Raw genomic sequence first — 25,398 nt, 5'->3', positions numbered from 1 at the left:
GGGCCCGCCGGTTAGGTTTTCCGTCATGACCACTGCTCCTCGTACCACCGGCGCCGTCGCCGCCGGCCTCGCCACCATCGCCGGCGACGGCACCGTTCTCGACACCTGGTTCCCCGCCCCCGAGCTGACCGAGGCCCCCGGCCCGGCCGGCACCGGGCGCCTCGGCCCCGACGAGGCCGTCAACGCCCTCGGCGAGGGCGCCGCCAAGGCCCTCGGCGTGGACGCCCGCCGCGGTGTCGAGGTGGTCGCCGTGCGCACCGTCATCGCCTCGCTCGACGACAAGCCGCTCGACGCCCACGACGCCTACCTGCGGCTGCACCTGCTCAGCCACCGCCTGGTGAAGCCGCACGGCCAGAACCTCGACGGCATCTTCGGCCTGCTCGCCAACGTCGCCTGGACCTCGCTCGGCCCCGTCGCCGTCGACGACCTCGACAAGGTGCGCCTCAACGCCCGCGCGGAGGGCCTGCACCTCCAGGTCACCTCGGTCGACAAGTTCCCGCGGATGACCGACTACGTGGCGCCCGCCGGGGTCCGCATCGCCGACGCCGACCGCGTCCGGCTCGGCGCGCACCTCGCCGCAGGCACCACCGTCATGCACGAGGGCTTCGTCAACTTCAACGCCGGCACCCTCGGCACCTCGATGATCGAGGGCCGGATCTCCGCCGGTGTCGTCGTCGGCGACGGCTCCGACATCGGCGGTGGCGCCTCCACCATGGGCACCCTGTCGGGCGGCGGCAAGCAGATCATCTCGATCGGCCAGCGCACCCTGGTCGGCGCCGAGGCGGGCGTCGGCATCGCGCTCGGCGACGAGTGTGTCGTCGAGGCCGGTCTGTACGTCACCGCCGGCACCCGGGTCACCCTGCCCGACGGCCAGATCGTCAAGGCCCTGGAGCTGTCCGGCGCCGACAACATCCTGTTCCGCCGCAACTCGGTCTCCGGCGCCGTCGAGGCCCGCCCGTACAAGGCGGCCTGGGGCGGTCTGAACGAGATCCTGCACAGCCACAACTGACGTCCGTGGCACCGTCCGACGGCCCGCCGCCCCGCACCGGGGGCGGCGGGCCGTGGCATGATCGTGGCGCGCGACAGGAGGACGCCCCAGATCCACGTACCAGAAGGACCCCGCACATGACCGCACCGCGCGTCGCCCTCGTCACCGGCTCCTCCTCCGGCATCGGAGCCGCCGTCGCCCGCAGGCTCACCGCCGCCGGGTACCGGGTCGCCGTCAACTCCGCCCGCTCCGTCGAGGCGGGGCAGCGGCTCGCCGCCGAGCTCCCCGGCGCCCACTACGTCCAGGCCGACGTCTCCGACGAGGCCCAGGCCGGGCGGCTCGTCGCCGACGTCGTCGGCCACTTCGGCCGCCTCGACCTGCTGGTCAACAGCGCGGGCACCACCCGCTTCATCCCGCACGACGACCTCGCCGCCGCCTCGCCCGACGTCTGGCGCCAGCTGTACGACGTCAACGTCATCGGCGTCTGGCAGACCGTCACCGCCGCCGTGCCGCACCTGCGGGAGAGCCGCGGCGCCATCGTGAACATCTCCTCCCAGGCCGGGGTCAGGCCCGGCGGCAGCTCCATCCCGTACGCGGTCACCAAGGCGGCCGTCAACCACATGACGAAGCTGCTCGCCAAGACCCTCGGCCCGGACGTCCGGGTCAACGCGGTCGCCCCCGGCTTCATCGACACCCCCTGGTTCGACGGCGTCGAAGGCGCCGACGCGGCCAAGGCCCATGTGGCCTCGGTGGTGCCGCTGCGCCGGGTGGGCCGCCCCGAGGACATCGCCGAGGCCGTCCACGACCTGGCGCGGGCCGCGTACATCACCGGTGAGGTGTTGCTGGTGGACGGCGGCGGGCACCTGCTCGGTTAGGGGGTGTCCCCGGTCCCGCGGCGGCGGGCGCGGGCCAGCAGCGTCAGGACGGTGCCGAGGGTGACCGCGGTGCCGCCCACGAGCGGCCAGGGGCCGATGCCGCCGCCGGTCGCCGCCAACTGCCCGCCGGTGCCGCCGTCCGCGTCGCCTTCCGGGGCGGGCGTCGCGCCGCTTCCGCCGGTCGCCGGTCCGGTGTCACCGCCACCGCCACCGCCACCGGCACCCCCGCCCGTACCGGCCTCGTGGCTCGGATCCGGGGCGGGGGCCGGGTCCGACCCGGGGTCGGGGGTCGGCTTCGGATCCGGCGTGGACTCCGGGTCGGGCGTCGGCTTCGGATCCGGCGTCGGCTCCGGGTCGGGGTCCGGGGCGGCCGGGCGGACGATCTCGGAGTCGCCCCAGTCGGACGCCACCTGCTCGCCGTGCTCCACGTTCACGCCCGCGGAGAAGGAGAAGAGTTGCGTGGGAGTGTCCTCGGTGAACTTCATGCGCAGCGGGAGCGTGCTCGTGCCGGGCGGGAAGGGGCGCCCGTAGAGCACCGGATTCGAATTGAGGAGCTGCGGCGCCTGCCCCGGAAAGAACGTCTGGTCCTGCCACGCGCCGTCCACGAGCATCTGGATCCCCACCTGGTCCGTCCGGATGCCGGGGTCGTCCTCGTCGAAGTACCACACCAGCCCCACCGACAGGTCCCGTATCTCCTCGCTCCCGGCGTTGTCCAGGGTGAGCGTGAACTCCTGCCAGTCGCCGCCCGCCACGAAGCGCTGCGGGAGGCCGGTCACCCGGGCGGTCACCAACGCCCCGGACGGATCGCGTGCCTCCGCCGTCGCCGGGTCGGGGGTCGTGTCCGGGGCCGTGTCGGGCGTGGCGGCCGACGGGCGGGCGTCGCGCGCGAGCGCGGGGGTGGCGGTGGCGGCCAGGGTCGCCGGGGTCAGGATCGAGACGGCCGCGAGCACGGCCATGCGCCTGGATTTCATGGGGAGTCGTCGTTTCGTCGGGGTGAACAGGGGTGATTCCACCCTGACGTGACAGAGCGTCCCCAACTACCCGGTTCTCGTCGATCACCCCATAGGCCGGACTTATGCCCCGAGGAGTCCCCGGAGGGCTACAGGCTCAGCTTGAACCCGTCATGGCTGCGCGCGAACCCCAGCGACGCGTAGAAGCGGTGCGCCTCGGTCCGTTCCTTGTTGCTGGTCAGCTGGACCAGGCCGCAGCCGCGGGCGCGCGCCCTGGCGATCGCCCCGTCGAGCAGGGCCCGGCCGAGACCACCACCGCGCCGGTCGGCCCGGACCCGGACCGCTTCGAGCAGGGCCCGTTCGGCGCCGCCCTTGCCGAGGCCCGGGATGTACGTGGCCTGGAGGCAGCCCACGACGAGTTCCCCGTCCGGCCCCCCGTCGACGAGCACCAGGATCTCGTTGCGCGGGTCGGCCTCGATGTCCGTGAACGCGCGCGCGTACGCGGGCGTGACGGTCACCGAGGCCGGATCCACCACCTCGTCCTCGTCGGCGAGCAGGGCGAGGACGGCGGGCAGGTCGGCACGGGTGGCGGGGCGCAGGATCACGGCGCGCAGTCTCGCACACCCGTGCCCCTGGCCCCGCCCCGCGGGGACGCGCTACGGGCGGAAGCGCAGCACCTGCGGGTCGTGGTCGCTGTTCTGGTCCGCGAACTCGGCGTTGATGTGGACGCTGTCGTAGTCGAAGTGGCGCACCCCGGGGCTGGTCAGGATCTGGTCGAGGACCTGGCTGTTGCCCTGGTAGACGTACGAGTAGCGCTCGCTGCGCGGCAGCGACTTCATCGCCGGGAACAGCGCCCCGCCGTCGGTCAGCGCCCGCGTGGTGCCGGAGAACTCGAAGTCGTTGATGTCGCCGACGACCAGCACGTCCGCCTTCTTGTCCACCGCGAGCACGTTCTTGACGAAGGTGTTCACGGCCTGCGCCTGGAGCAGCCGCTTGGCCTCCGAGGAGCGGACCGGCGGCTGGTGGTGCGAGACGATCGACTCGTCGCCGCCCTTGGAGCCGAAGTGGTTGGCGATCACGAAGACCGTGCGGCCGCGGAAGACGAACTCGCCCGCGAGCGGCTTGCGGCTGTCGGCCCAGGCGGCGTTCGCCGGGTCGATCCGGCCGGGGGACAGGGTCAGGTGCGCGTCGCCCTTGGTGCCGGTCACCGCGGTGGCGGTGGTGGCGTCGCCGCCCGTGCGGTCCACGAAGGAGACCCGCTCGGGGTTGAAGAGGAAGACCTGACGGATGTTGCCGCCGGGCTCGCCGCCGTCCTTGTTGTTCTGCGGGTCGATCGAACGCCACTGGTACGCCGGGCCGCCCGCCGCGACGATCGCGTCCGTGAACTTCTTCAGGGTCGCACCGGCCGAGACGGTGCCGTCGTTCTTGGCGCCGTTGTCGTCCTGGATCTCCTCCAGGGCCACCACGTCGGGCGAGGCCAGGTTCTCGACGACCGCCTTGGCGAGCGCGTCGAACTTCTCCTGCGGGTCGCTCGGGTCCAGGTTCTCCACGTTGTACGTGGCGACCGCCAGCTCGCCGCGGTGCTGGCGGCGGGTCACCTCGCGGTCCAGGCCCATGTCGACGACCTTGCCCAGCGAGTTGGCGACCAGGGTGTAGCCGCCGAACTGGTTGAAGTCCAGCGGGCCGGCCGTGGCGCCCGCGAGCCAGTCGCCGACGTTCGCCTTGGGGAAGGGCTGCTGCGCGACCGGCGCCATCTGCTGCACCTGGATCCGGCCGGTGTTCTGGGCGTCGTACGAGCCGTAGACCGTGCCGCCGCGCCGGTTGAGGTTCTCGAACGGCTTCACCGTGACCCACAGCTCGTAGTACGGGTCGGTGGCGCCGACCACGCGCGAGGAGCCGATCCGGACGTTGGTGCCCTCCAGGGACTCGTAGTAGTCCAGGGCGTACTTGCGGGGGCGCAGGGTCAGCCCGTTGATGGAGCCGCCGGCCGCCGGGTCGCCCTCGGGGGTGTACGCGGACGGGACCGAACCGGCCCAGATGGTCACCGGGGCCGGGACCTTGTTGCCCTGCGACAGGACCTTGACGGCCGGCTTCGACAGCTGGGTCAGCGACTGGTTGCCGGAGGCCAGGCCGCCCGGCACGTACTCCGTCACGGTGCCGTCGACGCTCACCGCGTCGCCGACCGCGACGGTCGGCACCGAGCTGGTGAAGACGAAGACGCCCTCGCTGGTCGCCGGGTCGGCGTCCGCCTGCGGGTCCTGCATCCAGAAGCCGCGCGAGCCGTAGGTGCGGACGCCGGTGACGATGCCGGTGACCCCGGCGACCTGCTTGCCGACCAGCGGGGACACCCGGGTGGTGCCCTGGATGTCGTGGATCCGGACCGCGTCGGCGGCGGTCGCGGTCGTGGCGGCCTGCTCGTCGGCGGACGCGGTGGTGCCGCTGATCAGTCCGGCCGCGAGGGCGGCGGAGACGACGGCGGCGACGGCCGCGGATCGCGGTATGGAGGAACGCATGACAGGGCTCCGGAGGTCTCGGACGAACGATCGAGTGATCTACGCGCGTCAATCTCCTTCTGAGGCGGTCGACTTGTCAAGGCTCGACGGGTGTACGAAGGCTGACGCCCATATGAACCGACGGACCGGCCCCCGGAAGCGTCTACGCTGAGGACCGCTCGACGTACGACGCGAGCCACCGCCCGCCCCCGCCGAGGAGAACACCCCAGATGGCATCGGACCGCCCGACCCTTCCCCCCGTGCGACTGCACTCGGACGCGGAACTGGCACGGGAAGCCCTGGCCGCACCCCTCCTCGTCCGCGCCGTCCGGCTGGCCCGCTGGGCCGGACCCGAGACCCGGGTCGGCGCGGGCGGCGAGCTCGTCGACGAGCAGCTCCCGGCCGCCGCCGAGGTCCTCGGCCTCGCCGACGACGAGGACGGCGAGGCGTACGCCAGCGAGGCATGGCGGGTCGCCGTCGACACCGGTCTGGTCGACGTCCACGACCCCGACGACCTCGGCGACTCCGACGACCCCGACGATTCCGGCGACTCCGCGGGCGCCGAGGGCGGTTCGGAGACCGGCTCGGAGACCGGCACCGTCACCGCGGGCGAGAACCTGGCCCTGGTCACCGGCGGCGCCCCCGCCGACATTCTGGCCCTCTGGCTGGACGGTTTCGAGACCGTCTTCGCCGACGCCACCGCGCCCTACGTCGACGACCTGGACGCCCTCGTCGGCGAGGACGGCACCATCGACTTCGAGGCCCTGGACTGGGACCCGGAGGGCGAGGCCGAGTTCCTCGAAGGCGTCCTCGGCAACCTCTACCTGCTGACCGTCAGCGAGGGCGGCCCGTCCGGCGGGCCGGTCCCGCTGCCCGCGCTCGCCGCCTCCATGGTCGTCCCCGACGACATGGGCGAGCCCACCGACGCCGTCCTGGAGCAGGTCTCCGACGCGATGATGCGGCTCGACGAGCAGTTCCGGATCCTGGAGCCGATCGGACTCGTCGAGTACGAGCCGGTCGACGAGGCCCTGATGATCGAGGAGGGCGCCGAGGGCGCCCGGCCCACCGAGGAGTTCGACGAGGAGGACGTCAGCCGCTACGGCATGGTCCGGCTGACCCCGCTCGGCCTCTACGGCGTGCGGGCCCGGATGCTGGAGGCCGGACTCGTGGTGCCCGCCGTCGGTGAACTCGCCGACCAGGGCGCCGAAGCGCTGCTCGACGGCATCGCCCACTACCCGCAGGACGCCGCCCGCGCCGAGACCGTCGGCTGGCTGGAGGGCCGCCCGGCCCCGGCCGCCGCGCTCGAACTGCTCGCCGCCGCCCGGGGCGCCGACCCCGGCGCCCCGCTGCGCCGGCTGCACGCCCAGCAGGCCCTGTCGCTGCTCGGCCCGGAGGCCGAGCCCGCCGTCCGCGCGGTCCTCGACGACCCGGAGCTCGGCGGCCTCGCCCGGGTCTGGCTGGCCGAGCACGGCGCCGCCGACATCCCGGCGCCGCCGGAGCAGATGATCTTCTGGCTGGCCGTCGACACCATCGCCGCGCACCTCGACGCGGACGGCGACATCGAGGAACTCCAGGACCTCATCGAGGGTCTGACGGGCCGTCATGGCGGCTTCTTCGACAACGTCTGGCGGGTCGAGCACCCCGCCACCGCCGATGTCCTGGAGGCGATGGGCCGCCTGCACCGCGACAAGCCGTCCGCGAAGGAGGCCCGCAAGGCCGCGTTCAAGGCCCGCTCGCGCGGCTGAACCGGCCCGGCCCGGCGTACGGGGCCGCCTGAGGGCTCCGCCCCGTACGCCCGGCCCCGCTCCGTACGCCCGTACCGGCGCGGTGTGCCAGGACCCGCCCCGTACCCCGTACCGCTCATGTCCTCAGGTGCGAGGCCCCGTTCAGGTCGAGCACCGTCCCCGAGGCCCACTCGGCCTCGGGGGAGGCCAGCCACAGCACCGCCGCCGCGATCTCCTCCGGCGCGGCCACCCGGCCGAACGGGCTCTGCGCCCGGATCGCCGCCCCCTCGGGGCCGTCGAGCCGGGGCGCCACCCGCTCGGTGGCGAAGAAGCCCGGCGCCACCGACGCCACCGCGATCCCGTGCGGGGCGAGCGCCACCGCGAGGGACTGGCCGAGCGCGTGCACGGCGGCCTTCGTCGCCCCGTACGCCGGATGGTCCGGCTCGCCCCTGAAGGCGCCCCGGGAACCGATGTTGACGATCCGGCCCGGGGTGCCCGCCGTGATCATCCGCCCGGCCACCAGATGACTCAGGTACGCCGTGCCGAGCAGGTTCACCGAGACGTGACGCTGCCACAGCGTCACCCATTCGTCGTAGGGCGTGTCGGCCGGCGGGTGCGGCAGGTTCACCGCCGCGTTGTTGACGAGCACATCGACCCGGCCGCCGAGCCCGGCCGCCGCCTCGTCGACGATCCGCGCCGCCCGCGCGGGATCGGAGACGTCGCCGGAGACCAGGACATGGCCGTCACCGTCGAGCGCGGCCAGGGTCGCCGCGGCCTCGTCGGCGCGGGAGCCGTAGTGCACCGCGACCCGGTCGCCGTTCGCGGCGAACGCGCGCGCCACCGCGCGGCCGAGACCGCGCGACGCGCCGCTCACGAGAACACTCCGGCCGTGGGAGGGCAGGTTCATGGAGGATCGCCTTTCCGTTCAACCCCCGTTTATACGCGGGCGCGACCGTGTGCGCCGACACCGGGTGACGACAGGGAGAAAAAGGGTCATGACCCTCAACCGCAGAGAGTTCAGCAAGCAGTCCGCCGCCGCGGGCGCAGGACTCGCCCTCACCGGCACGGTCGCCGCGCTCGCCACCGCCCCGCAGGCGCTCGCCGCGGACGACTACGTGGAGAGCAACAGCCACGGGCACGACCACGGCCACGACCACCACGGGCACGGCCACCACCCTCACCACCGGCTCGGCTACGGCCCGCTCGTCGCCGACCCGGACGGCATCCTCGCGCTGCCCGAGGGCTTCACCTACCGCGTCATCACGCACAGCGGCGTCACCCGCCTGGAGTCCGGCGAGTTCACGCCGTCCAACCACGACGGCACCGCCACCTTCGCCGGACCCCGCGGCACCACCTTCCTGGTCAACAACCACGAGCTCAAGGGCCCCCGCAAGGACTGGCCGCACCCGGTCCCGCTCACCGAGGGCCTGGTGTACGACCCGGCCGCGTCCGGCGGCTGCACGGTCGTCGAGGTGCACCGCGACGGCACCGTCGCCGAGTGGGTCGGCATCGCCGGCACCTCCACCAACTGCGCGGGCGGGCGCACCCCCTGGGGCACCTGGCTCACCTGCGAGGAGACCGAGGACAAGGCCGGCAAGGGCGGCATGACCCTGGACCACGGCTACGTGTTCGAGGTCGACCCGCACGACCGCCGCGCCAACCGCGCGCCCAAGCCCATCAAGGCGTTCGGCCGCTACGCCCACGAGGCCGTCGTCATCGACCCCAAGCGCGGCCACGCCTACCTCACCGAGGACGCCTCCGGCCCGAACGGGCTGCTCTACCGCTGGACGCCGCCGAAGGGCTTCGAGCACGGCCGCCGCAAGCTCGCCACGCTCGCCGCCGACGCCGGTGTGCTCCAGGCCACCAAGTGCTACGACTCCGCCGGCCGGTTCGTCGACGACCTGTCGCGCGCCACGAGGATCGGCACCGTGTACGGCGTGGACTGGGTCGACGTGCCGGACCGCGACGCCCGCACCACCTCGGTCCGCAAGCAGTTCGCGGAGGGCGAGGTCACCCGCGCCCGCAAGCTGGAGGGCATGTGGTGGGCCGACGGCGGCACCTACATCGTCTCCTCGTACGCCCGTGAGGAGAGCCCCGGCGCCCCGCACGACGGCCAGGTCTGGTTCTACGACCCCAAGCGCCGCACCCTCACCCTGAAGGTGCTGCTCGGCGTCAACGCCACCCCCGACGAGGACGGCGCCTTCGACGGCCCGGACAACATCACCGTGTCCCCCTACGGCGGCCTCGTCATCGCCGAGGACGGCGAGGGCGTGCAGCACCTGTTCGGCGCCACCGAGACCGGCCGCACCTACCCGATCGCCCGCAACGACTTCAACGACAGCGAGTTCACCGGCGTCGTCTTCTCGCCCGACGGCGACACCCTCTTCGCCAACATCCAGGACCCGGGCATCATGGTCGCCGTCACCGGCCCGTGGCGCCGCCAGCCCCAGCGCTGAACCGGCGCCGAACCCGGAGCCGACCCGGCGCCGAACCCGGCGCCGGACTCCCGGCCCCCGGCCGGACCCTGTCCGTCCGCCCCACTGACATCTAACATGTCAGTCCATGGACGTCTTACGGCCGGTGGGCCGCACCCTGCTGCGCGACCGGGCCTACGAGACGCTGCGCGACGCCATCGTGCGCGGCGACCTCCCGCCCGGTTCCGTGGTCAAGGACAGTGACCTCGCCGACCGGCTCGGGCTCTCGCGCGCACCCGTGCGCGAGGCCCTGGCCCGGCTCGCCGACGAAGGTCTCGTCGAGACCAAACCGCAGAGCTACACCCGGGTCACCCGGCTGGTCAGCCGGGTGGTCAGGGACGCCGCATCGGTGGTCCGGGTGATGCACGAACTCGCCGCCCGCACCGCCGTGCCGCTGCTCGGCCCCGAAGGCGTCCGGGCCATGCGCGAGGCCAACGCCCGCTTCGACGCGGCCGTCCGCGCCCATGACGTCGACGCCGCGCTGCGCGCCGACGACGAACTCCACGACGTGCTCGTCGGCGCCAGCGGCAACCACGCCCTCGCCGCCACCATCGCCCGCCACACCCCGCTGATCCGCCGGGTCGAGCGGCACCTCTTCGGCGACCCCGGGACCTGCCGCTCCGCCGAGCTGCACGCCCGGCTGATCGACGCCTGCGCGGCCGGTGACACCGAGGCCGCGGTCCTGGTCACCACCGAGATCTGGCGCGCCCTGGAGGAGCTGGCGGACGAGGCCACGGACCAGCCGCCGCCCGGCCCGCTCGGACCCCGGCCCGCCGCCCCGCGCCCGGCGGCCGGCCCGCCGCCCGTGCCGGTGCCGTCGTCCGTGCCCGTGCCGGTCTCCGCGCGCTGACCGGCGGCCCCGCGCCCGTACCGCGCGGGCCCCCGCTCGTACCGCCTCGGCCCCCGTCCGTACGCGACCGAGCCCCCCGCCCGTACCGCCGCGGCCCCGCGCCCGCGCGCCGCGGCCCACCCTCCACCCACCCCGGGAGTCCGGATGCCCTCGATCGTCGACCACGACCGCTACCCGCTGCTGTTCGGGCCGTCCCCGACGCACCCGCTGCTGCGGCTCTCCGCCCACCTCGGCGGCGCCGCCCTGTGGGCCAAGCGGGAGGACTGCAACTCCGGCATCGCGTACGGCGGGAACAAGACCCGCAAGCTGGAGTACCTGGTCGCCGACGCCCTCGCGCGGGGCTGCGACACCCTCGTCTCGATCGGCGGCGTGCAGTCCAACCACACCCGGCAGGTCGCGGCCGTCGCCGCGCACGCCGGACTGCGCTGCGTGCTGGTGCAGGAGAGCTGGGTCGACTGGCCGGACCCGGTCTACGACAAGGTCGGCAACATCCTGCTCAGCCGGCTCGCGGGCGCCGAGGTGCGGCTGGTCGAGGCCGGGTTCGGGATCGGCTTCAAGGAGAGCTGGGAGCGGACGCTGCGGGAGATCGAGGAGGCGGGCGGCCGCCCGTACGCCATCCCGGCCGGGGCCTCCGACCACCCGCTCGGCGGGCTCGGCTTCGCCAACTGGGCCTACGAGGTGGCCGAGCAGGAGCGCGAGCTCGACGTCTTCTTCGACACCGTGGTGGTCTGCTCGGTGACCGGCTCCACCCAGGCGGGCATGGTCGCGGGCTTCGCCGCGCTCGCCGAGGAGGGCGGCCGGGCCCGCCGGGTGATCGGGATCGACGCCTCGGCGAAGCCCGCCGAGACCCATGACCAGATCACCCGGATCGCCCGCGGCACGGCGGCCCTGATCGGCCTGGAACGCCCGCTGACCGCCGCCGACGTCGAGCTGGACGCCCGCTACCACGCGGGCGTGTACGGCGTCCCCGACGAGGCCACCCTGGACGCCATGCGGCTCGCCGCCAGGACCGAGGGCATGGTCACCGACCCGGTCTACGAGGGGAAGTCGATGGCCGGGCTCGTCGACCTGGTGGACCGCGGCGAGATCGCCGCGGACGCCACCGTGCTCTACGCCCACCTCGGCGGCCAGCCCGCCCTCAACGCCTACAGCTCGCTGTTCTGACAGCGGGCGGGCCCGCCGGGCCCCGGGCGGGCCGCCCGGGGCCTCAGAGGGCCTGGGCGGCGGGCTTCACCATGCCCCGCACCGTGCGGGACTTCACGAACTCGCCCATCGCCGTCATCTCCCACTCGCCGGAGAACTGGCGGATCAGCTTCGCCATCATCACGCCGGTCTGCGGCTCCGCCGTGGTCAGGTCGAAGCGCACCAGCTCCTCGCCGCTGGCCGCGTCGATCAGCCGGCAGTACGCCTTGGCGACCTCGGTGAACTTCTGCCCGGAGAACGAGTTCACGGTGAACACCAGGCCGCTGACCTCGGCGGGCAGCCGGCCCAGGTCGACCACGATCACCTCGTCGTCGCCCGCGCCCTCGCCGGTGAGGTTGTCGCCGGAGTGCTTGATGGCGCCGTTGACGATCGACAGCTTGCCGAAGTAGCAGCTGTCGATGTGGTTGCGCTGCGGCCCGTAGGCGATGACGGAGGCGTCGAGGTCGATGTCCTTGCCCCGGTACGCGGGCTCCCAGCCGAGGCCCATCTTGACCTGCGAGAGCAGCGGGCGGCCGCCCTTGACCAGGGACACCGTCTGGTTCTTCTGGAGGCTGACCCGGCCCTTGTCCAGGTTGATCTTCCCGGTGCCGACCGGCGGCGCGGCCGGGGGAGCCGACGGGGGCGCGGGCGGCATCGGGGGCGCCGGGGGAGCGGCGGCCGGTGCGGGGGCGGGCGGGACCGGTGCGGGCGCCTGGGCGGCGGGCGCGGGGGCGGCCGCCGGGGCCGGCTCCTCGTCGACGCTGACGCCGAAGTCGGTGGCGATGCCCGCGAGGCCGTTCGCGTACCCCTGGCCGACCGCGCGGGCCTTCCACTGGCCGTTGCGCAGATAGATCTCGATGACCACCAGGGCCGTCTCGGTGCCCAGCTGCGGCGGCGTGAAGGTGGCCAGGACCTGGCCGCCGTCGGCGTCGCGCAGGGTGGCGGTGGGCTCGATGCCCTGGAAGGTCTGGCCCGCGGCGTCGGGGCTCGCGGTCACCACGATCTTCTCGACACCGGCCGGGACGGCGGCGGTGTCCACCACGATGGCGTCGGGCGCGCTGCCGCCGCCGGACCGGTAGGTGACACCGGGGCCCGCGGGCTGGTTGTAGAAGATGAAGTCGTCGTCGGAGCGCACCTTGCCGTTGGCGCCGAGCAGCAGGCCCGAGACGTCGAGCCGCACCGGGGCGGCCACGTCCACCGCCACGCGCGCGGCGGTGAGAGGGATGTTCGAGCCGGGGGTCATAGCGGTCATGACCGGGGTAACGAACGGGTCCCCTTTGCCGTTCCCTTACCCGCGCCGGGTTCGGCCACCCCGGTGAGGGCCGTTCGCCCGAGCGGGTCCGTGGACGGGCTGGTGGGCGGTCCGGCGGGCGGGCCGGGGCGCCGCCGGGAGCCGGGGGGCGCCGGGGGGTGCCGGGGGTGCGGCCCGGCGGGACCACCCGCGCCCGGCGGCGCTATCGGCGCCCTGAGCCGTTGCCCCGGTTGCGCGGGTGCTCGCGCGCGGTGCGCTCGTTGCCGAAGCGGTACGAGCCGGTCCAGCGGGCCATCACCAGCTGCGGGTCGCCCCCCTCGGCCTCGGCCAGGAACTGGCGCGCGCGTGGGCCGCGCAGCGTGGCGGCGGCGCGGCCGTGATGAGTGATGACGACCGTGCCGTCCGCGCGCTCGGCGTAGACGAATCCCCGTGGCTGTGGCATGACGGGCATCCTGCCGGTGCCGGGCACGTCCGTCATATGAATATTCTTTGGGCCCGTGGGTGGGAGCTCTTTCCGGACGCGGGACGTGGACGAGGCGCGCGAGGAGATCGACGCGCGGTATTACGCCAATTGGCTGGATGTGATCGACGCGCAGGAACGTCCCTTCGCGGCGCGCTTCGACACGGTCGGGCTGGGGCCGCTGATGATCGGCGACCTCAGCTGCGGCGCGGACGTGCGGATGCGCTTCGGGGAACTCGGCGCCTTCCATATGAACGCGCCACTTGAAGGCGGCACCATGGAGCTGCGCCAGGGACCGGCGGGGCGGACGCTGCGCGCCACGGCGGGCGAGGCGGTGCTGCTCGACCCGGCGGGGGACACCTTCCTCGACCGCTGGACCGGCGACTGCCGGGTCCTCTCGGTGAAGATCGACGCCGCCGCGCTGCACGGCCGTCTGGAGGCGCTGCTCGGCCGCCCGGCGCGCCGCCGCCTGAGCCTCGCGCCGCGCCTGGACATCGCGAGCGGCCCGGGCCTGAGCTGGGTGACCTTCGCCCGCCAGGTGGCGGCGGGCGCGCTCGCCGGGGACGGCCTCGCCACCCATGAGCTGGTGGCCCGCCCGCTCCAGGAGGCGCTCCTGAACGGCCTGCTGCTGGCCGCCGACCACCCCTGGCGGGACGAACTGGCCCACCCGGGCGGCCCGGTCAGGCCCGCGCCCGTGAAGCGCGTGATGGACGCCGTACGGGCCCGCCCCGAGCACCCCTTCACCAGCACGGAGCTGGCCGGGCTGGCCCGGGTCAGCGTGCGCAGGCTCCAGGAGTCGTTCCGGGAGTACGTGGGGATGTCACCGATGGCGTTCGTGCGCGAGGTCCGCCTGGAGAAGGTGCGCGAGGAGCTGCGGGCGGGCGACCAGGACGGGCTGAGCGTCGGCGAGGTGGCCTGGCGCTGGGGCTTCACCCACCCGGGCCGGTTCGCGGCGCAGTACCGGGCGCGGTTCGGCGAGGCGCCGTCACGGACGCTGCGCGGCGGCTGAGAGCGGCTGAGCGGGTCGGGTCGGGTCGGGGCGGGGAGGCGCGGCGGGCGGCCGGGCGCGTCGAGCGGGTCCGGCGTCAGGCTCCTGGAACCGGTGGGTCCGGTCCCGGGTTTGAAGGGCGTTCAAAGCGTCGCGCTTTGCGGACATCGGCCGCGTTCCGCGGCTCGCGATGATCTTGGTCGGCCCGTAGGGTCGAGAGGTCCGCGTGCGTCACGCACGCGTCGACCCGGGTCCGGCCGGCTCCCCCGCATAGTCCGGCCGGGCCTGTGTATTCCGCGCGCCCCTTGAAGGCGGCGGGGGCGCGGGCGCGTTCAGTGCGGCCAGCGGGGCGGGTCGACACAGAAGTGCCCGCCCAGATAGAGGTCGTCGGCGCTGCCCGGCGCCGGGATCCCCTTCTCGGCGATGACCTTCTCCGCGTACTCCTCGGAGTCGTCGACCGGCTCGTAGCCGAGCGCCCGCGCCGAGGAGAGGTCCCAGAAGGCGCGTGTGTTGGCCGAGGAGCCGTACACCACCGTGTGCCCGACCTCGGGCGCGGTCAGCGCGGCGTGCAGCAGCCGGGCGCAGTCGGCCGGGCTCAGCCACATCGACAGCATCCGCACCGACAGCGGCTCGGGGAAGCAGGAGCCGATGCGCACCGAGACCGTCTCGACGCCGTGCTTGTCCCAGTAGAACTGCGCCAGGTCCTCGCCGAACGCCTTGGACAGGCCGTAGTAGGTGTCGGGCCGGTGCGGGGTGGCCACCGGCACCCGCGGCTCGCCGTCCCGGGGCCGGGGCGTGAAGCCGACCGCGTGGTTGGAGGACGCGAACACCACCCGGGGCACCCCCTCCTCGCGCACGGCCTCGTAGAGGTGGTGCAGGCCCACGATGTTGGCCGCCACGATCTGGTCGAAACCGGCCTCCAGGGAGATCCCGGCGAGGTGGATCACGGCGTCCACGCCACGCACCGCCTCGCGCAGCGCCGCCCGGTCGGCGAGATCGGCGCGGACCGCCCCGGGCACGCCGGGGACCGGCACCACGTCGAGCGCGCGGAGCTCGTACCCGTACGCGGGCAGCAGGTCGAGCATCAGGGTGCCGACGCCACCGGCGGCCCCGGTGAGCAGGACGGTTCGGGGTGCGGGGTTCACGGTGACTATCTCCGTCCGTAGACCGAATTCGCATACATGATTGATGCGGCGACGGGGCGCCACGCTAGGCATCCGTCCGGGCAGCGTCAAGAACACGTGGTCCGAAGGGAGTTCGCTTCTTGACCACCGCTTCGGGGCTGCCTTAGCGTGAGTCCGTTCAAGAATATGGACAGTAGTCAGAATCTTGACCGACAGGGAGGGCCCGTGAGCCCCGAACAGCCCACCGCCCCGCTCGCCGACCGGCTCGACGGCCTGCTCTTCTTCCCCGTCACCGCGTTCGGCCCGGACGGCGGCCTCGACCTCGACACCTTCCGCGCCCACGTCCGCGCCGGACTCGACGCGGGCGCGGGCGCGGTCTTCGCCTGCTGCGGCACCGGCGAGTTCCACGCCCTCACCCCGGAGGAGTTCCGCGACTGCGTCGCCGCCGCCGTCGAGGAGACCGCCGGCCGGGTGCCGGTCCTCGCCGGAGCGGGCTACGGCACCGCGCTCGCCGTCCGCTACGCCCGGCTCGCCGAGGACGCGGGCGCCGACGGACTGCTCGCCATGCCCCCGTACCTGGTCGTCGCCGACCAGGCCGGGCTGCTCCGGCACTACACCGAACTCGCCGCCGCCACCTCGCTCGACGTCATCGTCTACCAGCGCGACAACGCGGTCCTCACCCCGGAGACCGCCGTCGCGCTGGCCCGTACCCCCGGTGTGATCGGCCTCAAGGACGGCATCGGCGACCTCGACCTGATGCAGCGGATCGTCAGCGCCGTCCGCACCGCGGGACTCGACCTGCGCTACTTCAACGGCCTGCCGACCGCCGAACTCACCGGGCTCGCCTACCGGGGCATCGGCATCACCCTCTACTCCTCCGCCGTCTTCTGCTTCGCCCCCGACATCGCGCTCGCCTTCCACCGCGCCCTCACCACCGGCGACGACACCACCGCCAACCGTCTGATCGACGCCTTCTACCGGCCGCTGGTCGAACTGCGCGCCCAGGGCAAGGGATACGCGGTGTCCCTGGTCAAGGCGGCGGTCCGGATGAACGGCCTGGACGTGGGAGAGGTGCGGCCGCCGCTGAGCGAGCCGCAGCCCGAGCACCTCAAGGAACTGGCCGCGGTGATCGCCCGCGGCCGGGCGGCGCTCGCCGAGGAGTCCGCCGAGGAGTCCGCCGAGGAGTCCGCAGTGGAGTCCGCGGCCGGGACCGCCGAGGAGGCCGCCGGATGAGCGGGCCGCACCGGATGCGGGCGGGCGCGTTCCTCTACCCCTGGGACGTCAACGGCGACCCGGCCGCCGCGCCCCGGATCGCCGGGCTCGGCCTCGACCGGGTCACCCTCGCCGCCGCCTACCACTCCACCCGCGCGCTGACCCCGCGCCACCCCCGGCACCGGATCGTCACCGCCGCATGGGCGTCCGTCCTCTACCCGCGGGACCCGGCACGATGGCGGGACCGGGCCCTCGCCCCGTACCCGGCCGGTGACTGGGCCCCCGGCGACGCCTTCGGCGCGGCGGCGAAGGCCCTGACCGCCGCCGGTGTCGAGGTGCACAGCTGGGTCGTCCTCGCGCACAACTCCCGCCTGGGCACCGAGCGTCCGGACACCTCCGTGGTCAACGCGTACGGCGACCGCTACCCGTGGGCGCCGTGCATCGGCCAGCCCGAGGTTCACGACTTCCTGGTGGAACTCGCGGCCGAGGCGGCGGTCCGCCCCGGCGCGGCCGGCACCGAGCTGGAGTCCTGCGGCTGGTACGGCCTCGCCCATCTGCACGCCCACGACAAGACGGCCGGCGTCCCGCTCGACGACACCGCGCAGTACCTGATGTCGCTGTGCTTCTGCCCCGCCTGCCGGGCGGGCTACGCGGCGCACGGCGCGGACCCCGAGGAGCTGGCGGCGGCGGTACGGGCCGCCCTCGCCCCGGTCTGGGGCGGCGCCCCCGCCGCATGGCACGGCCCGCTCGCGGACGCCGCCCTGAACTGGCGGCTCGCCACCGCCAGCGGCTTCCAGGAGGCGGCCGTGGCGGCGGTACGGGCGGCGGCCCCGCCCGGCTTCCGCGTCCTGCTGCACGCCGACCCGGTCCCGTACCGCGGCGGCGCCAACGTCGGCGCCGACCCCGCCCACCTCCTCGGCGTCGCCGACGGCGTGGTCACCCCGGCCCCGCACCTCGCCGCTTTCGCCCGGCACGCGCGCGCGGACACCGTCCTCGCCGCCAACCTGCCGGTCGTCACCGGCCTCGGCGGCAGCCCGCACACCCTCGCCGACGCGGCGAAACAGGCCGCCCAGGACGGCGCGACCGAACTCCGCCTGTACCACGCGGGTCTGGCGTCGGACGCGGACCTGACGGCGGTGGGGGAGGCACTGAGCGCGCTCTAAGGAGCCTGGACGGGGCCCTGGGCGGGGCCCTGGGCGGGGCCTTGGACGGGGCCCTGGGCGGGGGCCCCGGCGGACCGTGCGCCCGTACGGCCCAGGGTCAGGGCGAGCACGCCCGCGCCCACCAGCCCCGCGAGGCCAAGGACCGGCAGCAGTACCCGGACGTCCAGGAACGCGAGCAGCCCGGCGCCGAGGGCCAGCGCGACGGCGTTCGGGGCGAAGAGCAGGGTGTGGGCCGTGCCCGCCGCACGGCCCACGGCGGCTGCCGGGACCCGGCGCTGCACCGCCGTCATGACGGCCACCAGGACCCACGGCATGCCCACCCCGATCAGCCCGCTCGCCCCGAGCGCGACCGGGTCGGACGGCACCGCCCGGGCCGCCGCCCCCACCGCGAACAACGCCAGCCCGGTCGCGGCGAGCAGCCACTCGGGCATCCGGCGCAGCAGCGGCCCCGCCAGCAGCCCGGCCGCCACCGAACCCGCGCCCTGCACCGCGTACAGCACCCCCGCGAACGCCGGGGCGTGCCCCAGGCCACGGTCCACCACCGCGTAGATCGCCGCCCCGTTGAGCCCGGCGAGCAGCATCGTGAAACCGCCCGCGAGCACCAGCGCACGCAAGCCCGGCGACGACCACAGAAGGCGGCCGCCGTCCGCGAGGCGCGGGCGGGCGCCGCGCGCCGAGGGCTCCTCGCGGACCCGGAGCAGCGCGAAGACACCCGCCGCCACCGCGAACGTCGCCGCGTCGAGCAGTGCCACCGGGCCGCCGCCGTACCGGGCGAACAGGCCCGCCGCGACCAGCGGGGCGACCAGCTTCATGGCCTCGCCCGCCGTCATCCGCAGCCCGTTGAAGTCACCGAGCCGCTCCCGGTCGAGCGCGCCCGCCGCGAGCGCCGCCTCCGCCGCCTCATGGACGGCGCCCTGCGCCCCGTACACGACCAGGACGACGAACAGCAGCCAGACCCGGTCCGCCCGGTCCACCCAGAGCAGTACGGGCAGCACCGCGGCCATCGCCAGGTTCACCCCGATCAGCAGCGGGCGCCGTCGCACCCGGTCGGCGAGCAGCCCGCACCAGGGGCCGGCCAGGGCGGGCGCCCACAGGGCGACGGCGGTCAGGGCGGCGAGACTGTCGGAGCCGGTGAGCGACTTGACCCAGATGCCGGACACCAGCCACATCGCGGTGGTGCCGAAGCCGGAGACCAGGACGGCGGTGAGGTAGAGGGGTACGCGCATGCCCGCAGCCTGGCGGCTAAGGCCCGCCGCCCGGATCGGCCGACTTCCCTATGCCTCCACCCCCGTGGCGGCGCGCGCGGGCCTCATATCAGCGCACCGGCCGCGTGCTCACGGTCCGCTCGCCGGGCGTCCGCGCGCAGCGCGAGCGCCGTCGCGAGCGCACCAAGACCCTCCCAGGCGCCGACGGCGAGGAACCCGGCGGGCGCCCGGTCGATGAGCACACTGACCGTGAACACCGTGAACGTGAGGAACCGGAACGGCACCGTCCAGCGGAAGAACGCCCGCCAGTCGGCGAGCGCCGCGAGCACGTAGTACACACCCATGTTCAGCGCCGCCATCGACGACGCCGTCAGGAACAGCAGCGTGTGATCGCCCTCCGCGCGGCTCCCGGCGGGCAGCGGCGTCAGACCCATCAGACCGATCGTCGCGGCGGGCGAGACCAGCCCCACCACGCCGAGGGCGGCGGCGAGGACGCCGAAGACGGCCATGGTCCAGCCGGACAGGGAACGGGGCAGACGCACGAGGGGTCCTCCGGGAGTGCGGGCGTGAGCGAGCGGCAGGCGCCGCCGCGGAACAGGACACCTGCATACAGGGCGCCGGGGGCCGGTGATCAACCGGCCCCCGGTTCAGGGCACTTCACGCTCCGGTCCGGACGGAGCTCCCGCGCCCCCGCGCCCCCGCGCGCCTTGCGCCCGCGCTTTCGGGCCCCGGAGTCCCGGAGTCCCGGAGTCCCGGAGTCCCGGAGCGCCCCGGCCGCTACTTCAGCGCCGCCTTCATCATCTTCTGCGCCACCGGCGCCGCCAGACCGTTGCCGCTGACCTCGGAGCGGGCCGCGCCCGAGTCCTCGATCAGCACCGCCACCGCGACCTCCTTGCCGGTGGCCGGGTCCTTCGCGTACGAGGTGAACCAGGCGTACGGCGTCTTGCTGTTGTTCTCGCCGTGTTGCGCGGTGCCCGTCTTGCCGCCGACCTCCTTGCCGGAGATCGCCGCGTTGGTGCCGGTGCCCTCGTCGACCACCGTCCGCATCGCGCTGCGCAGCTGCTTCGCGGTGTCCGAGGAAACGATCCGCCTGGTGTCGCCGTCCTGGTACGTCTGCAGCGCGTCGCCGTCGGCGTCCACGACCTGGGACACCATGTGCGGGCTCGCCATCAGCCCGTCGTTGGAGATCGCCGCGGACACCATGGCCATCTGCAGCGGAGTCGCCGTCACATCGAACTGCCCGATGCCGGTGAGCGCGGTCTGCGCCTTGTCCATCTTCGACGGGTAGACGCTGGCGTACGCCCGTACCGGCACGTCCAGCTCCTTGTCGTTGAAGCCGAACTTCTCCGCCATCGCCTTCATCTTGTCCTGGCCGAGATCGACGGCCATCTTCGCGAAGACGTTGTTGCACGAGTAGCGCAGTGCGGTGCGGATCGTGGCGTTCTCGCACGGCGCGGAGGCGTTCTCGTTCTTCAGGACGGTGCGGGTGCCCGGCAGCGTGTACGGGTTGGGGCTGTCGGTCGCCTCGTCGACGGAGCCGTACAGACCGTCCTCGAGCGCCGCCGCCGCGACCACCAGCTTGAACGTCGAGCCCGGCGGCAGCGGCTGCCGCAGTGCCCGGTTCACCAGCGGCTTGTCCTCGTCCTCGGTGAGCCGCTGCCACTCCTTGCCGTCGGTGAGCCCGGCGATCTTCGACGGGTCGTACGACGGCGTCGACACCATGCCGAGGATCCGCCCGGTCTTCGGGTCGATCGCGACGGCCGCGCCCTTCTTGTTGCCGAGCGCCTCGTACCCGGCCTTCTGCACCGCCGGGTCGATCGTGGTCAGTACGGTGCCCGGGTCGGTCTGCTTGCCGGTCAGCGCGTCCACCGGGTTCTTCAGCCGGGTGTCCGTGCCGTCCAGGATGCCGGAGTAGATCCCCTCCAGCTGGGTGGCCCCGTACGCCTGTGAGCTGTAGCCGGTCACCGCCGCGTACAGCTCGCCGTCGGTGTAGGACCGTTTGTACGCGAGATCGCCGCCCTTGGTCTCCTTCGATCCGGTGACCGGGTTCCCGGCCACGACGATGTTCCCGAGCGGATGCGCGTACTGCGCGATGATCTTCCGCCGGTTCTTGCTGTTGTCCGCGAGGGCCTTGCCTTCGTACGCCTGCACCCAGGTGGCCCGGCCGAGAAGGGCGAGCACCAGGAGCAGCGAGAAGACCGAGGCGCGCCTGATCGTCTTGTTCATCCCATATGCGGGACGAGCGGAACGGTGCCTGGCGTTCCGGATGTGTCCCGTTTCTCAGCCAACCCTCATGCTGGCCCTCGTGCCGATCTTCGTGCCGGCCTTCATGAGACGGGGCCGTCGGAGGGGGCGTCGGGGGCTCAGGCCGGGACGATGAAGCTCGTCTCGTACGCCGCGATGACCGCCTGGGTACGGTCCCGGGCGCCCGTCTTCGCGAGGACGGCCGCCACATGGGTCTTCACCGTCGCCGGGCCCACCCCCAGCTCCGTCGCGATCTCCGCGTTGGTCAGCCCCTTCGCCATCCGGCGCAGCACCTCCGCCTCCCGGTCGGTGAGCCGGGCCGCCCACGGCGGCGGCGCCGCCGGGTTGCGGCGGGCGTGCTCGGCGGCGAGGCCCCGGACGGCCGCCGGGTAGAGCAGCGAGTCGCTGCGGGCGACCAGCCGCACCGCGCCCACCAGCTCCTCCGGCGCGGCCCGCTTCAGCAGGAAACCCGCCGCACCGACCCGCAGGGCGTCGTACACATAGGCGTCGTTCTCGAAGGTGGTGACCACCACGACCCGCGGCGGCGCCGGATCGGCGAGGATCAGGCGGGTGGCCTGGATGCCGTCGATCTCCGGCATCCGGACGTCCATCAGGACCACGTCGGGCCGCTCCGCGCGCACCACCGACACCGCCTCGGCGCCGGTCGCCGCCTCGCCGACCACGGTCAGATCCGGCTCTGCGTCCAGGATCACCCGCAGCGCCGTCCGCACCATCCGCTCGTCGTCGGCGAGCACGATCCGGATCGGGGCCGATCCGCCGTCCCCGTCCCCGTGCTCGTGCCTGTACCTGTCCGCGCCCCCGTCCGCGCTCGTGTCGCTGCTGTCCCTGCTGTCCCTGTACGTGTTCGTGTCCACGTCCGTCTCCCTGTTCTCGTACGTCTCGTACGTCTCGTACGCCTCGTACGTCATGTCTCCGCTCCCACCGGGAGCCGCGCCGCGAGCCGCCAGCGCCCGTCCACCGGGCCCGCCTCCGTCGTCCCGCCGAGCAGCCGGGCCCGCTCGGCCACCCCGCGCAGCCCGCGCCCGCCGTCGGGCCGGGCCACCGGCGCCGTCGCGGTGGCGGACAGCGGATTCTCCAGGACGATCTCCAGCGCGCTGCCCCCGTCCCCGCCCCCGTCCCGGCCCCCGCCCTCCGACAGGGCGACCCGCACCGTCACCCGCTCGCCCCGCGCGTACCGCACGGCGTTGGTGAGCCCCTCCTGCACGATCCGGTACGCCTCACGGGACACCGCGTCCGGAAGCCCCGTGAGGTCCCCGCGCACGGTCAGCGTCACCCCGGGCCCGGCGCCCCGCGCCAGCGCCTCCAGGGCGTCGAGGCCGGGCGCCGCCAGTTCGCCGTCGTCCTCGCCGGTGCGCAACAGGCCGAGCACGGCGTCGAGTTCGCCGACCGTGCGGCGGGTGGTCGACTCGATCGCGGCCAACGCCTCCCGTACGAACCCGAGATCGGACCCCGCCCCGCCCGCCGGCCCCCCTTGCGATCCCGCCGCGTCCAGGACCCGGCGGGCCGCGCCCGCCTGCAGGGTGACCGCGCTGAGCGCGTGCCCGACCGAGTCGTGCAGCTCACGGGCGAGCCGGTTGCGTACGGCCAGTTCGGCGGCGCGCCGCTCGGCCGCCGCGAGCCGGTCGGCCGGTCCAGGACCGAGCAGCACCGGCGCCTGCCGGGCGAGCAGCGCACCGGCCGCCGCCGCGACGGCCGCGAGCGCCAGCAGCATCGCGAGCCCCAGCGGGAGTCCGGCCCAGGCGAGCCACGGCTGGTCCAGATGCCAGAACGCGCCGAGCTCCGACTCCCGCAACCGCGCCGAGAACGGCAGCGCGAGCACCGCGCCCGCGAACGGCGGCAGCGCCAGGGTGGCCCCGCTGAGCAGCGCGCCCGCCCCGAGGTGCAGGGTGAACCAGCCCGCCGTACGGGCCTTCGCCGCGGGCCCGCGCGCCGGACCGTCGGCCAGCCGCTCCGGCACCACCCCGCACAGCGCCCGGGCCGCCGACACCGACATCGGCCGGGTCAGCGGGAAGAGCGCGGTCAGCGCCACCAGCGGCAAGCCGACCCCGTACGCGCCAAGTTGGAAGGCGAGGCTGCCGGAGAAGGTGGACCGGCCGCCGTCGAACGGACTCATCACCAGGGTGCCCACCAGCCAGTACGGCATGAACAGGGCGCCGCCCAGGATCAGATGCAGCCAGCGCCGCCTGGCCCGCGCCCCGAACAGCACGGCCCCGCACCGCCCCACGCCCCTCATCCGCCCCACCTCAGTCGTACGGCTCACCTTGCTCATACGGCTCCGCTCCGGCGCCGCAGGACCACGGCGAGGCAGCCCGCCAGCAGGAATCCGGTGATCATCTCGCCAGCGTAGGCGGCGGTCATCAGGGCCGTCGGCCGGTTCGCCGGATCGTCCTGCGGCATCAGGGCCACCAGTGACAGGTACGCGCCCCAGCAGCCCGCCCCGCCGCTCGCGACCCAGGACAGCGCGACGGCGGTGCGCACCCGGAGTCGGGCCGGGCGGCGGAGCACGAGCAGCGGGGTCGACACGGCGGCGACGGCCAGCAGGACCGCGCGCGTCACGTCCACCACGGCGTGATCGGAGTCGTACACCGCCACCAGGCCGGGGGACAGGCCCCGGGTCAGGCCGGCGGCCCACAGCAGCCGCAGTGCGACGGGCCCGAGGGCGAGCAGCCCACCGGCCACGGCCACCGCCCGGACGCCGGGCCCGGTCAGGGCGCTCGGCAGCTCACCGAGCCGCCCGCGCCACAGCGGGGCCCAGCGGTCCCTGGCGTACCGGAGGGCGAGGGCGCCGAGGCAGAGGCCCTGCACGATGAAGCCGCCGTAGACGACGGGGAAGACCCAGGGGTCGAGGAAGCCGTCCTCGGGTGTGCCGGGTGTGCTGGACGTGCCGGATGGGGCGAGCGGTGGGAGGAGCAGCTTGGCGAGCACCTGCGCCGGATAGCCGAGCATGATCGGCGCGAGCAGCCCGGTCGCCGCCCACAGCGGCAGGACCAGGACCCAGGCCCGTACCCGCAGCCCCCAAGGCCGGGTGAGCAGCAGCGCGAGCACCACCACGGCGGCGTCGGCGACCACCGAGAGGCCGTTGGCCACGACCATCAGGGTGGGGTGGTCGAGCAGCACGCTGCCGTCCGGGATGCCCGCCCGACCGCCCGCGATCCAGACGGTCTTGAGCGTGATGTACGGCAGGCAGGCGGCGATCGCGAGGGCCCGCAGGGCGGCAGGGGCTCTCGGGGTCCGCACCGGGGCCGGTGTGCGGGGCGCCGCGGGGCGCTGCGTGGAGGTCATGCCGTCACGCTGCCGCCCCGGCGGCCCGGCCCGCCTCCTGCCGTACGGCGAACCGCCTCCGCCGCTCGGCGGAGACCGCATCCGTCCCGAGGAGGGCCCCAGGGCCGCTACAGGCGGCGGGTCGCCAGGGTCAGCCGGTCCCGGGCGTCGAACAGGGCGTCCTTGATGAGCTGTTCGTGCCCCGTGGTCAGCCGGGCCACCGGCACCGAGCAGCTGATCGCGTCCCGGGCCGGGGTGCGGTACGGGATCGCGATGCCGAAGCAGCGCAGGCCCAGGGTGTTCTCCTCGCGGTCCACCGCGTAGCCCTGCTCGCGGATCGCGCGCAGCTCCTCGATCAGCTGCTCGCGGTCGGTGATGGTGTGCTCGGTGAGCGCGGGCAGCGTCTCCGGCAGCAGCTTGCGGACCTGCTCGTCGCTGTGGGTGGCGAGCAGCGCCTTGCCGAGCGAGGTGGAGTGCGCGGGGAGCCGCCGCCCGACCCGGGTGAACGGCCGCAGGTAGTGCTGGGACTGGCGGGTCGCCAGATAGACCACGTTGGTGCCGTCGAGGCGGGCCAGGTGGATGGTCTCCGAGGTGTCGTCGGAGAGCCGGTCGAGGGTCGGCCGGGCCGCGGCCACCACCTCGTCGCCGTCGATGTAGGAGGTGCCGACGAGCAGCGCCCGCACCCCGATGCCGTACCGGGTGCCGGTCGCGTCCGTCTCCACCCAGCCCAGCTCGACCAGGGTGCGCAGCAGCATGTACAGACTGGACTTGGGGTAGCCGACGGCCTCCTGGACGGCGGCCAGTGAATGCATGCCGGGCCGTCCGGCGAAGTACTCCAGCAACTCCACCGTCCGTACGGCGGACTTGACCTGTGCGCCACCCGCGTCGTTGGCCGTCATCGACCTCGCCCCTCTCCCGGAAGCCTCCATGGGG

General features: G+C 74.2%; 23 protein-coding genes. 9 read left to right on the top strand and 14 right to left on the bottom strand.

The genetic code is table 11. From position 1 onward, the window contains the following. The first annotated feature begins 25 nt into the window (after positions 1-25). Entirely contained in the window at positions 26-1,009 is a 984-nt protein-coding gene (dapD, locus tag ACIPXM_RS09590; protein ID WP_401653796.1) for a 2,3,4,5-tetrahydropyridine-2,6-dicarboxylate N-succinyltransferase, read from the top strand. A 116-nt stretch (positions 1,010-1,125) separates the two neighbouring features. Then, a complete protein-coding gene (locus ACIPXM_RS09585) occupies positions 1,126-1,863 on the top strand; it encodes an SDR family NAD(P)-dependent oxidoreductase (RefSeq protein WP_401653794.1) in 738 nt (245 codons plus the stop codon). Here ACIPXM_RS09585 and ACIPXM_RS09580 read toward each other — a convergent pair. The 3 genes from ACIPXM_RS09580 to ACIPXM_RS09570 all read right to left on the bottom strand — a co-directional run bounded on the left by ACIPXM_RS09580 (position 1,860) and on the right by ACIPXM_RS09570 (position 5,326). Then, positions 1,860-2,834, bottom strand: a complete 975-nt coding sequence (locus ACIPXM_RS09580) for a hypothetical protein (protein WP_401653792.1) — start codon at positions 2,832-2,834, stop codon at positions 1,860-1,862. The two genes, ACIPXM_RS09585 and ACIPXM_RS09580, sit on opposite strands and share 4 nt — an antisense overlap. Before the next feature lie 128 nt (positions 2,835-2,962). Then, a complete protein-coding gene (locus ACIPXM_RS09575) occupies positions 2,963-3,418 on the bottom strand; it encodes a GNAT family N-acetyltransferase (protein WP_401653790.1) in 456 nt (151 codons plus the stop codon). Positions 3,419-3,469: 51 nt separating this feature from the next. After that, entirely contained in the window at positions 3,470-5,326 is a 1,857-nt protein-coding gene (locus ACIPXM_RS09570) for an endonuclease/exonuclease/phosphatase family protein (RefSeq protein WP_401653788.1), read from the bottom strand. Between the two features lie 209 nt (positions 5,327-5,535). Between ACIPXM_RS09570 and ACIPXM_RS09565 the strand changes: the two genes are divergently transcribed. Continuing rightward, complete coding sequence (locus tag ACIPXM_RS09565; RefSeq protein WP_401653786.1) at positions 5,536-7,050, top strand: hypothetical protein; 1,515 nt, start codon at positions 5,536-5,538, stop codon at positions 7,048-7,050. A gap of 115 nt (positions 7,051-7,165) precedes the next feature. Here ACIPXM_RS09565 and ACIPXM_RS09560 read toward each other — a convergent pair whose 3' ends face one another. Next, the gene (locus tag ACIPXM_RS09560; protein ID WP_401653784.1) at positions 7,166-7,936 is read right to left on the bottom strand and encodes an SDR family NAD(P)-dependent oxidoreductase; all 771 of its coding nucleotides are present in this window, start codon (positions 7,934-7,936) and stop codon (positions 7,166-7,168) included. An 88-nt stretch (positions 7,937-8,024) separates the two neighbouring features. Here ACIPXM_RS09560 and ACIPXM_RS09555 point away from each other — a divergent pair, with 88 nt between their 5' ends. From ACIPXM_RS09555 to ACIPXM_RS09545, 3 genes are all read left to right on the top strand, one after another. Beyond that, a complete protein-coding gene (locus ACIPXM_RS09555; protein WP_401653782.1) occupies positions 8,025-9,485 on the top strand; it encodes an alkaline phosphatase PhoX in 1,461 nt (486 codons plus the stop codon). Positions 9,486-9,591: 106 nt separating this feature from the next. Next, positions 9,592-10,353 (top strand): GntR family transcriptional regulator, encoded by a 762-nt coding sequence (locus ACIPXM_RS09550; RefSeq protein WP_401653780.1) that lies wholly within the window; start codon positions 9,592-9,594, stop codon positions 10,351-10,353. A 144-nt stretch (positions 10,354-10,497) separates the two neighbouring features. Next, on the top strand, positions 10,498-11,517 hold the full coding sequence (locus tag ACIPXM_RS09545) for a 1-aminocyclopropane-1-carboxylate deaminase (protein ID WP_401653778.1): 1,020 nt from the start codon (positions 10,498-10,500) through the stop codon (positions 11,515-11,517). Positions 11,518-11,560: 43 nt separating this feature from the next. Here the strand turns inward: ACIPXM_RS09545 and ACIPXM_RS09540 are convergent, their stop codons facing one another. Together ACIPXM_RS09540 and ACIPXM_RS09535 are read right to left on the bottom strand one after the other, a co-directional pair. Next, entirely contained in the window at positions 11,561-12,778 is a 1,218-nt protein-coding gene (locus tag ACIPXM_RS09540; protein WP_401654780.1) for a TerD family protein, read from the bottom strand. Between the two features lie 211 nt (positions 12,779-12,989). After that, positions 12,990-13,229 (bottom strand): hypothetical protein, encoded by a 240-nt coding sequence (locus tag ACIPXM_RS09535; protein WP_401653776.1) that lies wholly within the window; start codon positions 13,227-13,229, stop codon positions 12,990-12,992. A gap of 55 nt (positions 13,230-13,284) precedes the next feature. On the opposite strand from ACIPXM_RS09535, the gene ACIPXM_RS09530 reads away from it, so the two are divergent. Beyond that, entirely contained in the window at positions 13,285-14,256 is a 972-nt protein-coding gene (locus tag ACIPXM_RS09530; RefSeq protein WP_401653774.1) for an AraC family transcriptional regulator, read from the top strand. A 311-nt stretch (positions 14,257-14,567) separates the two neighbouring features. Here ACIPXM_RS09530 and ACIPXM_RS09525 read toward each other — a convergent pair whose 3' ends face one another. Then, positions 14,568-15,380, bottom strand: coding sequence for an NAD-dependent epimerase/dehydratase family protein (locus tag ACIPXM_RS09525; RefSeq protein ID WP_401653772.1), 813 nt, complete (start codon positions 15,378-15,380; stop codon positions 14,568-14,570). A gap of 165 nt (positions 15,381-15,545) precedes the next feature. Between ACIPXM_RS09525 and ACIPXM_RS09520 the strand changes: the two genes are divergently transcribed. Further along, entirely contained in the window at positions 15,546-16,592 is a 1,047-nt protein-coding gene (locus ACIPXM_RS09520; RefSeq protein ID WP_401653770.1) for a 5-dehydro-4-deoxyglucarate dehydratase, read from the top strand. 14 nt (positions 16,593-16,606) lie between these two features. After that, positions 16,607-17,734: a hypothetical protein gene (locus tag ACIPXM_RS09515; protein WP_401654779.1), complete on the top strand. Its 1,128-nt coding sequence runs from the start codon at positions 16,607-16,609 to the stop codon at positions 17,732-17,734. Here the strand turns inward: ACIPXM_RS09515 and ACIPXM_RS09510 are convergent. The 7 genes from ACIPXM_RS09510 to ACIPXM_RS09480 all read right to left on the bottom strand — a co-directional run bounded on the left by ACIPXM_RS09510 (position 17,731) and on the right by ACIPXM_RS09480 (position 25,364). After that, complete coding sequence (locus tag ACIPXM_RS09510; RefSeq protein ID WP_401653768.1) at positions 17,731-18,960, bottom strand: MFS transporter; 1,230 nt, start codon at positions 18,958-18,960, stop codon at positions 17,731-17,733. The genes ACIPXM_RS09515 and ACIPXM_RS09510 overlap by 4 nt on opposite strands. Positions 18,961-19,043: 83 nt before the next feature. Further along, entirely contained in the window at positions 19,044-19,448 is a 405-nt protein-coding gene (locus tag ACIPXM_RS09505) for a hypothetical protein (RefSeq protein ID WP_401654778.1), read from the bottom strand. Between the two features lie 268 nt (positions 19,449-19,716). Next, positions 19,717-21,165 (bottom strand): peptidoglycan D,D-transpeptidase FtsI family protein, encoded by a 1,449-nt coding sequence (locus ACIPXM_RS09500; protein ID WP_401653766.1) that lies wholly within the window; start codon positions 21,163-21,165, stop codon positions 19,717-19,719. Positions 21,166-21,302: 137 nt separating this feature from the next. Then, complete coding sequence (locus tag ACIPXM_RS09495; protein ID WP_401654777.1) at positions 21,303-21,947, bottom strand: response regulator; 645 nt, start codon at positions 21,945-21,947, stop codon at positions 21,303-21,305. Between the two features lie 161 nt (positions 21,948-22,108). Next, a complete protein-coding gene (locus ACIPXM_RS09490) occupies positions 22,109-23,437 on the bottom strand; it encodes a sensor histidine kinase (RefSeq protein WP_401653764.1) in 1,329 nt (442 codons plus the stop codon). Between the two features lie 32 nt (positions 23,438-23,469). Further along, positions 23,470-24,486, bottom strand: coding sequence for a hypothetical protein (locus ACIPXM_RS09485; protein WP_401653762.1), 1,017 nt, complete (start codon positions 24,484-24,486; stop codon positions 23,470-23,472). Between the two features lie 107 nt (positions 24,487-24,593). Further along, positions 24,594-25,364 (bottom strand): IclR family transcriptional regulator, encoded by a 771-nt coding sequence (locus ACIPXM_RS09480; RefSeq protein WP_401653760.1) that lies wholly within the window; start codon positions 25,362-25,364, stop codon positions 24,594-24,596. Positions 25,365-25,398: the final 34 nt, after the last annotated feature.

It is taken from the genome of Streptomyces sp. NPDC090025, assembly GCF_044748125.1.
Taxonomy (GTDB): Bacteria; Actinomycetota; Actinomycetes; order Streptomycetales; family Streptomycetaceae; genus Streptomyces.
Note: the sequence above shows the minus strand (reverse complement) of the source record. Positions and strands in the feature narration are given on the sequence as shown.

Excerpts from the sequence above, each read along its gene's own strand:
- dapD (WP_401653796.1), top strand. The coding sequence starts at position 26 with ATGACCACTGCTCCTCGTACCACCGGCGCCGTCGCCGCCGGCCTCGCC.
- ACIPXM_RS09585 (WP_401653794.1), top strand. The coding sequence starts at position 1,126 with ATGACCGCACCGCGCGTCGCCCTCGTCACCGGCTCCTCCTCCGGCATC.
- ACIPXM_RS09580 (WP_401653792.1), bottom strand. The coding sequence starts at position 2,834 with ATGAAATCCAGGCGCATGGCCGTGCTCGCGGCCGTCTCGATCCTGACC.
- ACIPXM_RS09570 (WP_401653788.1), bottom strand. The coding sequence starts at position 5,326 with ATGCGTTCCTCCATACCGCGATCCGCGGCCGTCGCCGCCGTCGTCTCC.
- ACIPXM_RS09565 (WP_401653786.1), top strand. The coding sequence starts at position 5,536 with ATGGCATCGGACCGCCCGACCCTTCCCCCCGTGCGACTGCACTCGGAC.
- ACIPXM_RS09560 (WP_401653784.1), bottom strand. The coding sequence starts at position 7,936 with ATGAACCTGCCCTCCCACGGCCGGAGTGTTCTCGTGAGCGGCGCGTCG.
- ACIPXM_RS09555 (WP_401653782.1), top strand. The coding sequence starts at position 8,025 with ATGACCCTCAACCGCAGAGAGTTCAGCAAGCAGTCCGCCGCCGCGGGC.
- ACIPXM_RS09550 (WP_401653780.1), top strand. The coding sequence starts at position 9,592 with ATGGACGTCTTACGGCCGGTGGGCCGCACCCTGCTGCGCGACCGGGCC.
- ACIPXM_RS09545 (WP_401653778.1), top strand. The coding sequence starts at position 10,498 with ATGCCCTCGATCGTCGACCACGACCGCTACCCGCTGCTGTTCGGGCCG.
- ACIPXM_RS09540 (WP_401654780.1), bottom strand. The coding sequence starts at position 12,778 with ATGACCCCCGGCTCGAACATCCCTCTCACCGCCGCGCGCGTGGCGGTG.
- ACIPXM_RS09535 (WP_401653776.1), bottom strand. The coding sequence starts at position 13,229 with ATGCCACAGCCACGGGGATTCGTCTACGCCGAGCGCGCGGACGGCACG.
- ACIPXM_RS09520 (WP_401653770.1), top strand. The coding sequence starts at position 15,546 with ATGGACAGTAGTCAGAATCTTGACCGACAGGGAGGGCCCGTGAGCCCC.
- ACIPXM_RS09515 (WP_401654779.1), top strand. The coding sequence starts at position 16,607 with ATGCGGGCGGGCGCGTTCCTCTACCCCTGGGACGTCAACGGCGACCCG.
- ACIPXM_RS09510 (WP_401653768.1), bottom strand. The coding sequence starts at position 18,960 with ATGCGCGTACCCCTCTACCTCACCGCCGTCCTGGTCTCCGGCTTCGGC.
- ACIPXM_RS09505 (WP_401654778.1), bottom strand. The coding sequence starts at position 19,448 with ATGGCCGTCTTCGGCGTCCTCGCCGCCGCCCTCGGCGTGGTGGGGCTG.
- ACIPXM_RS09500 (WP_401653766.1), bottom strand. The coding sequence starts at position 21,165 with ATGAACAAGACGATCAGGCGCGCCTCGGTCTTCTCGCTGCTCCTGGTG.
- ACIPXM_RS09490 (WP_401653764.1), bottom strand. The coding sequence starts at position 23,437 with ATGAGGGGCGTGGGGCGGTGCGGGGCCGTGCTGTTCGGGGCGCGGGCC.
- ACIPXM_RS09485 (WP_401653762.1), bottom strand. The coding sequence starts at position 24,486 with ATGACCTCCACGCAGCGCCCCGCGGCGCCCCGCACACCGGCCCCGGTG.
- ACIPXM_RS09480 (WP_401653760.1), bottom strand. The coding sequence starts at position 25,364 with ATGACGGCCAACGACGCGGGTGGCGCACAGGTCAAGTCCGCCGTACGG.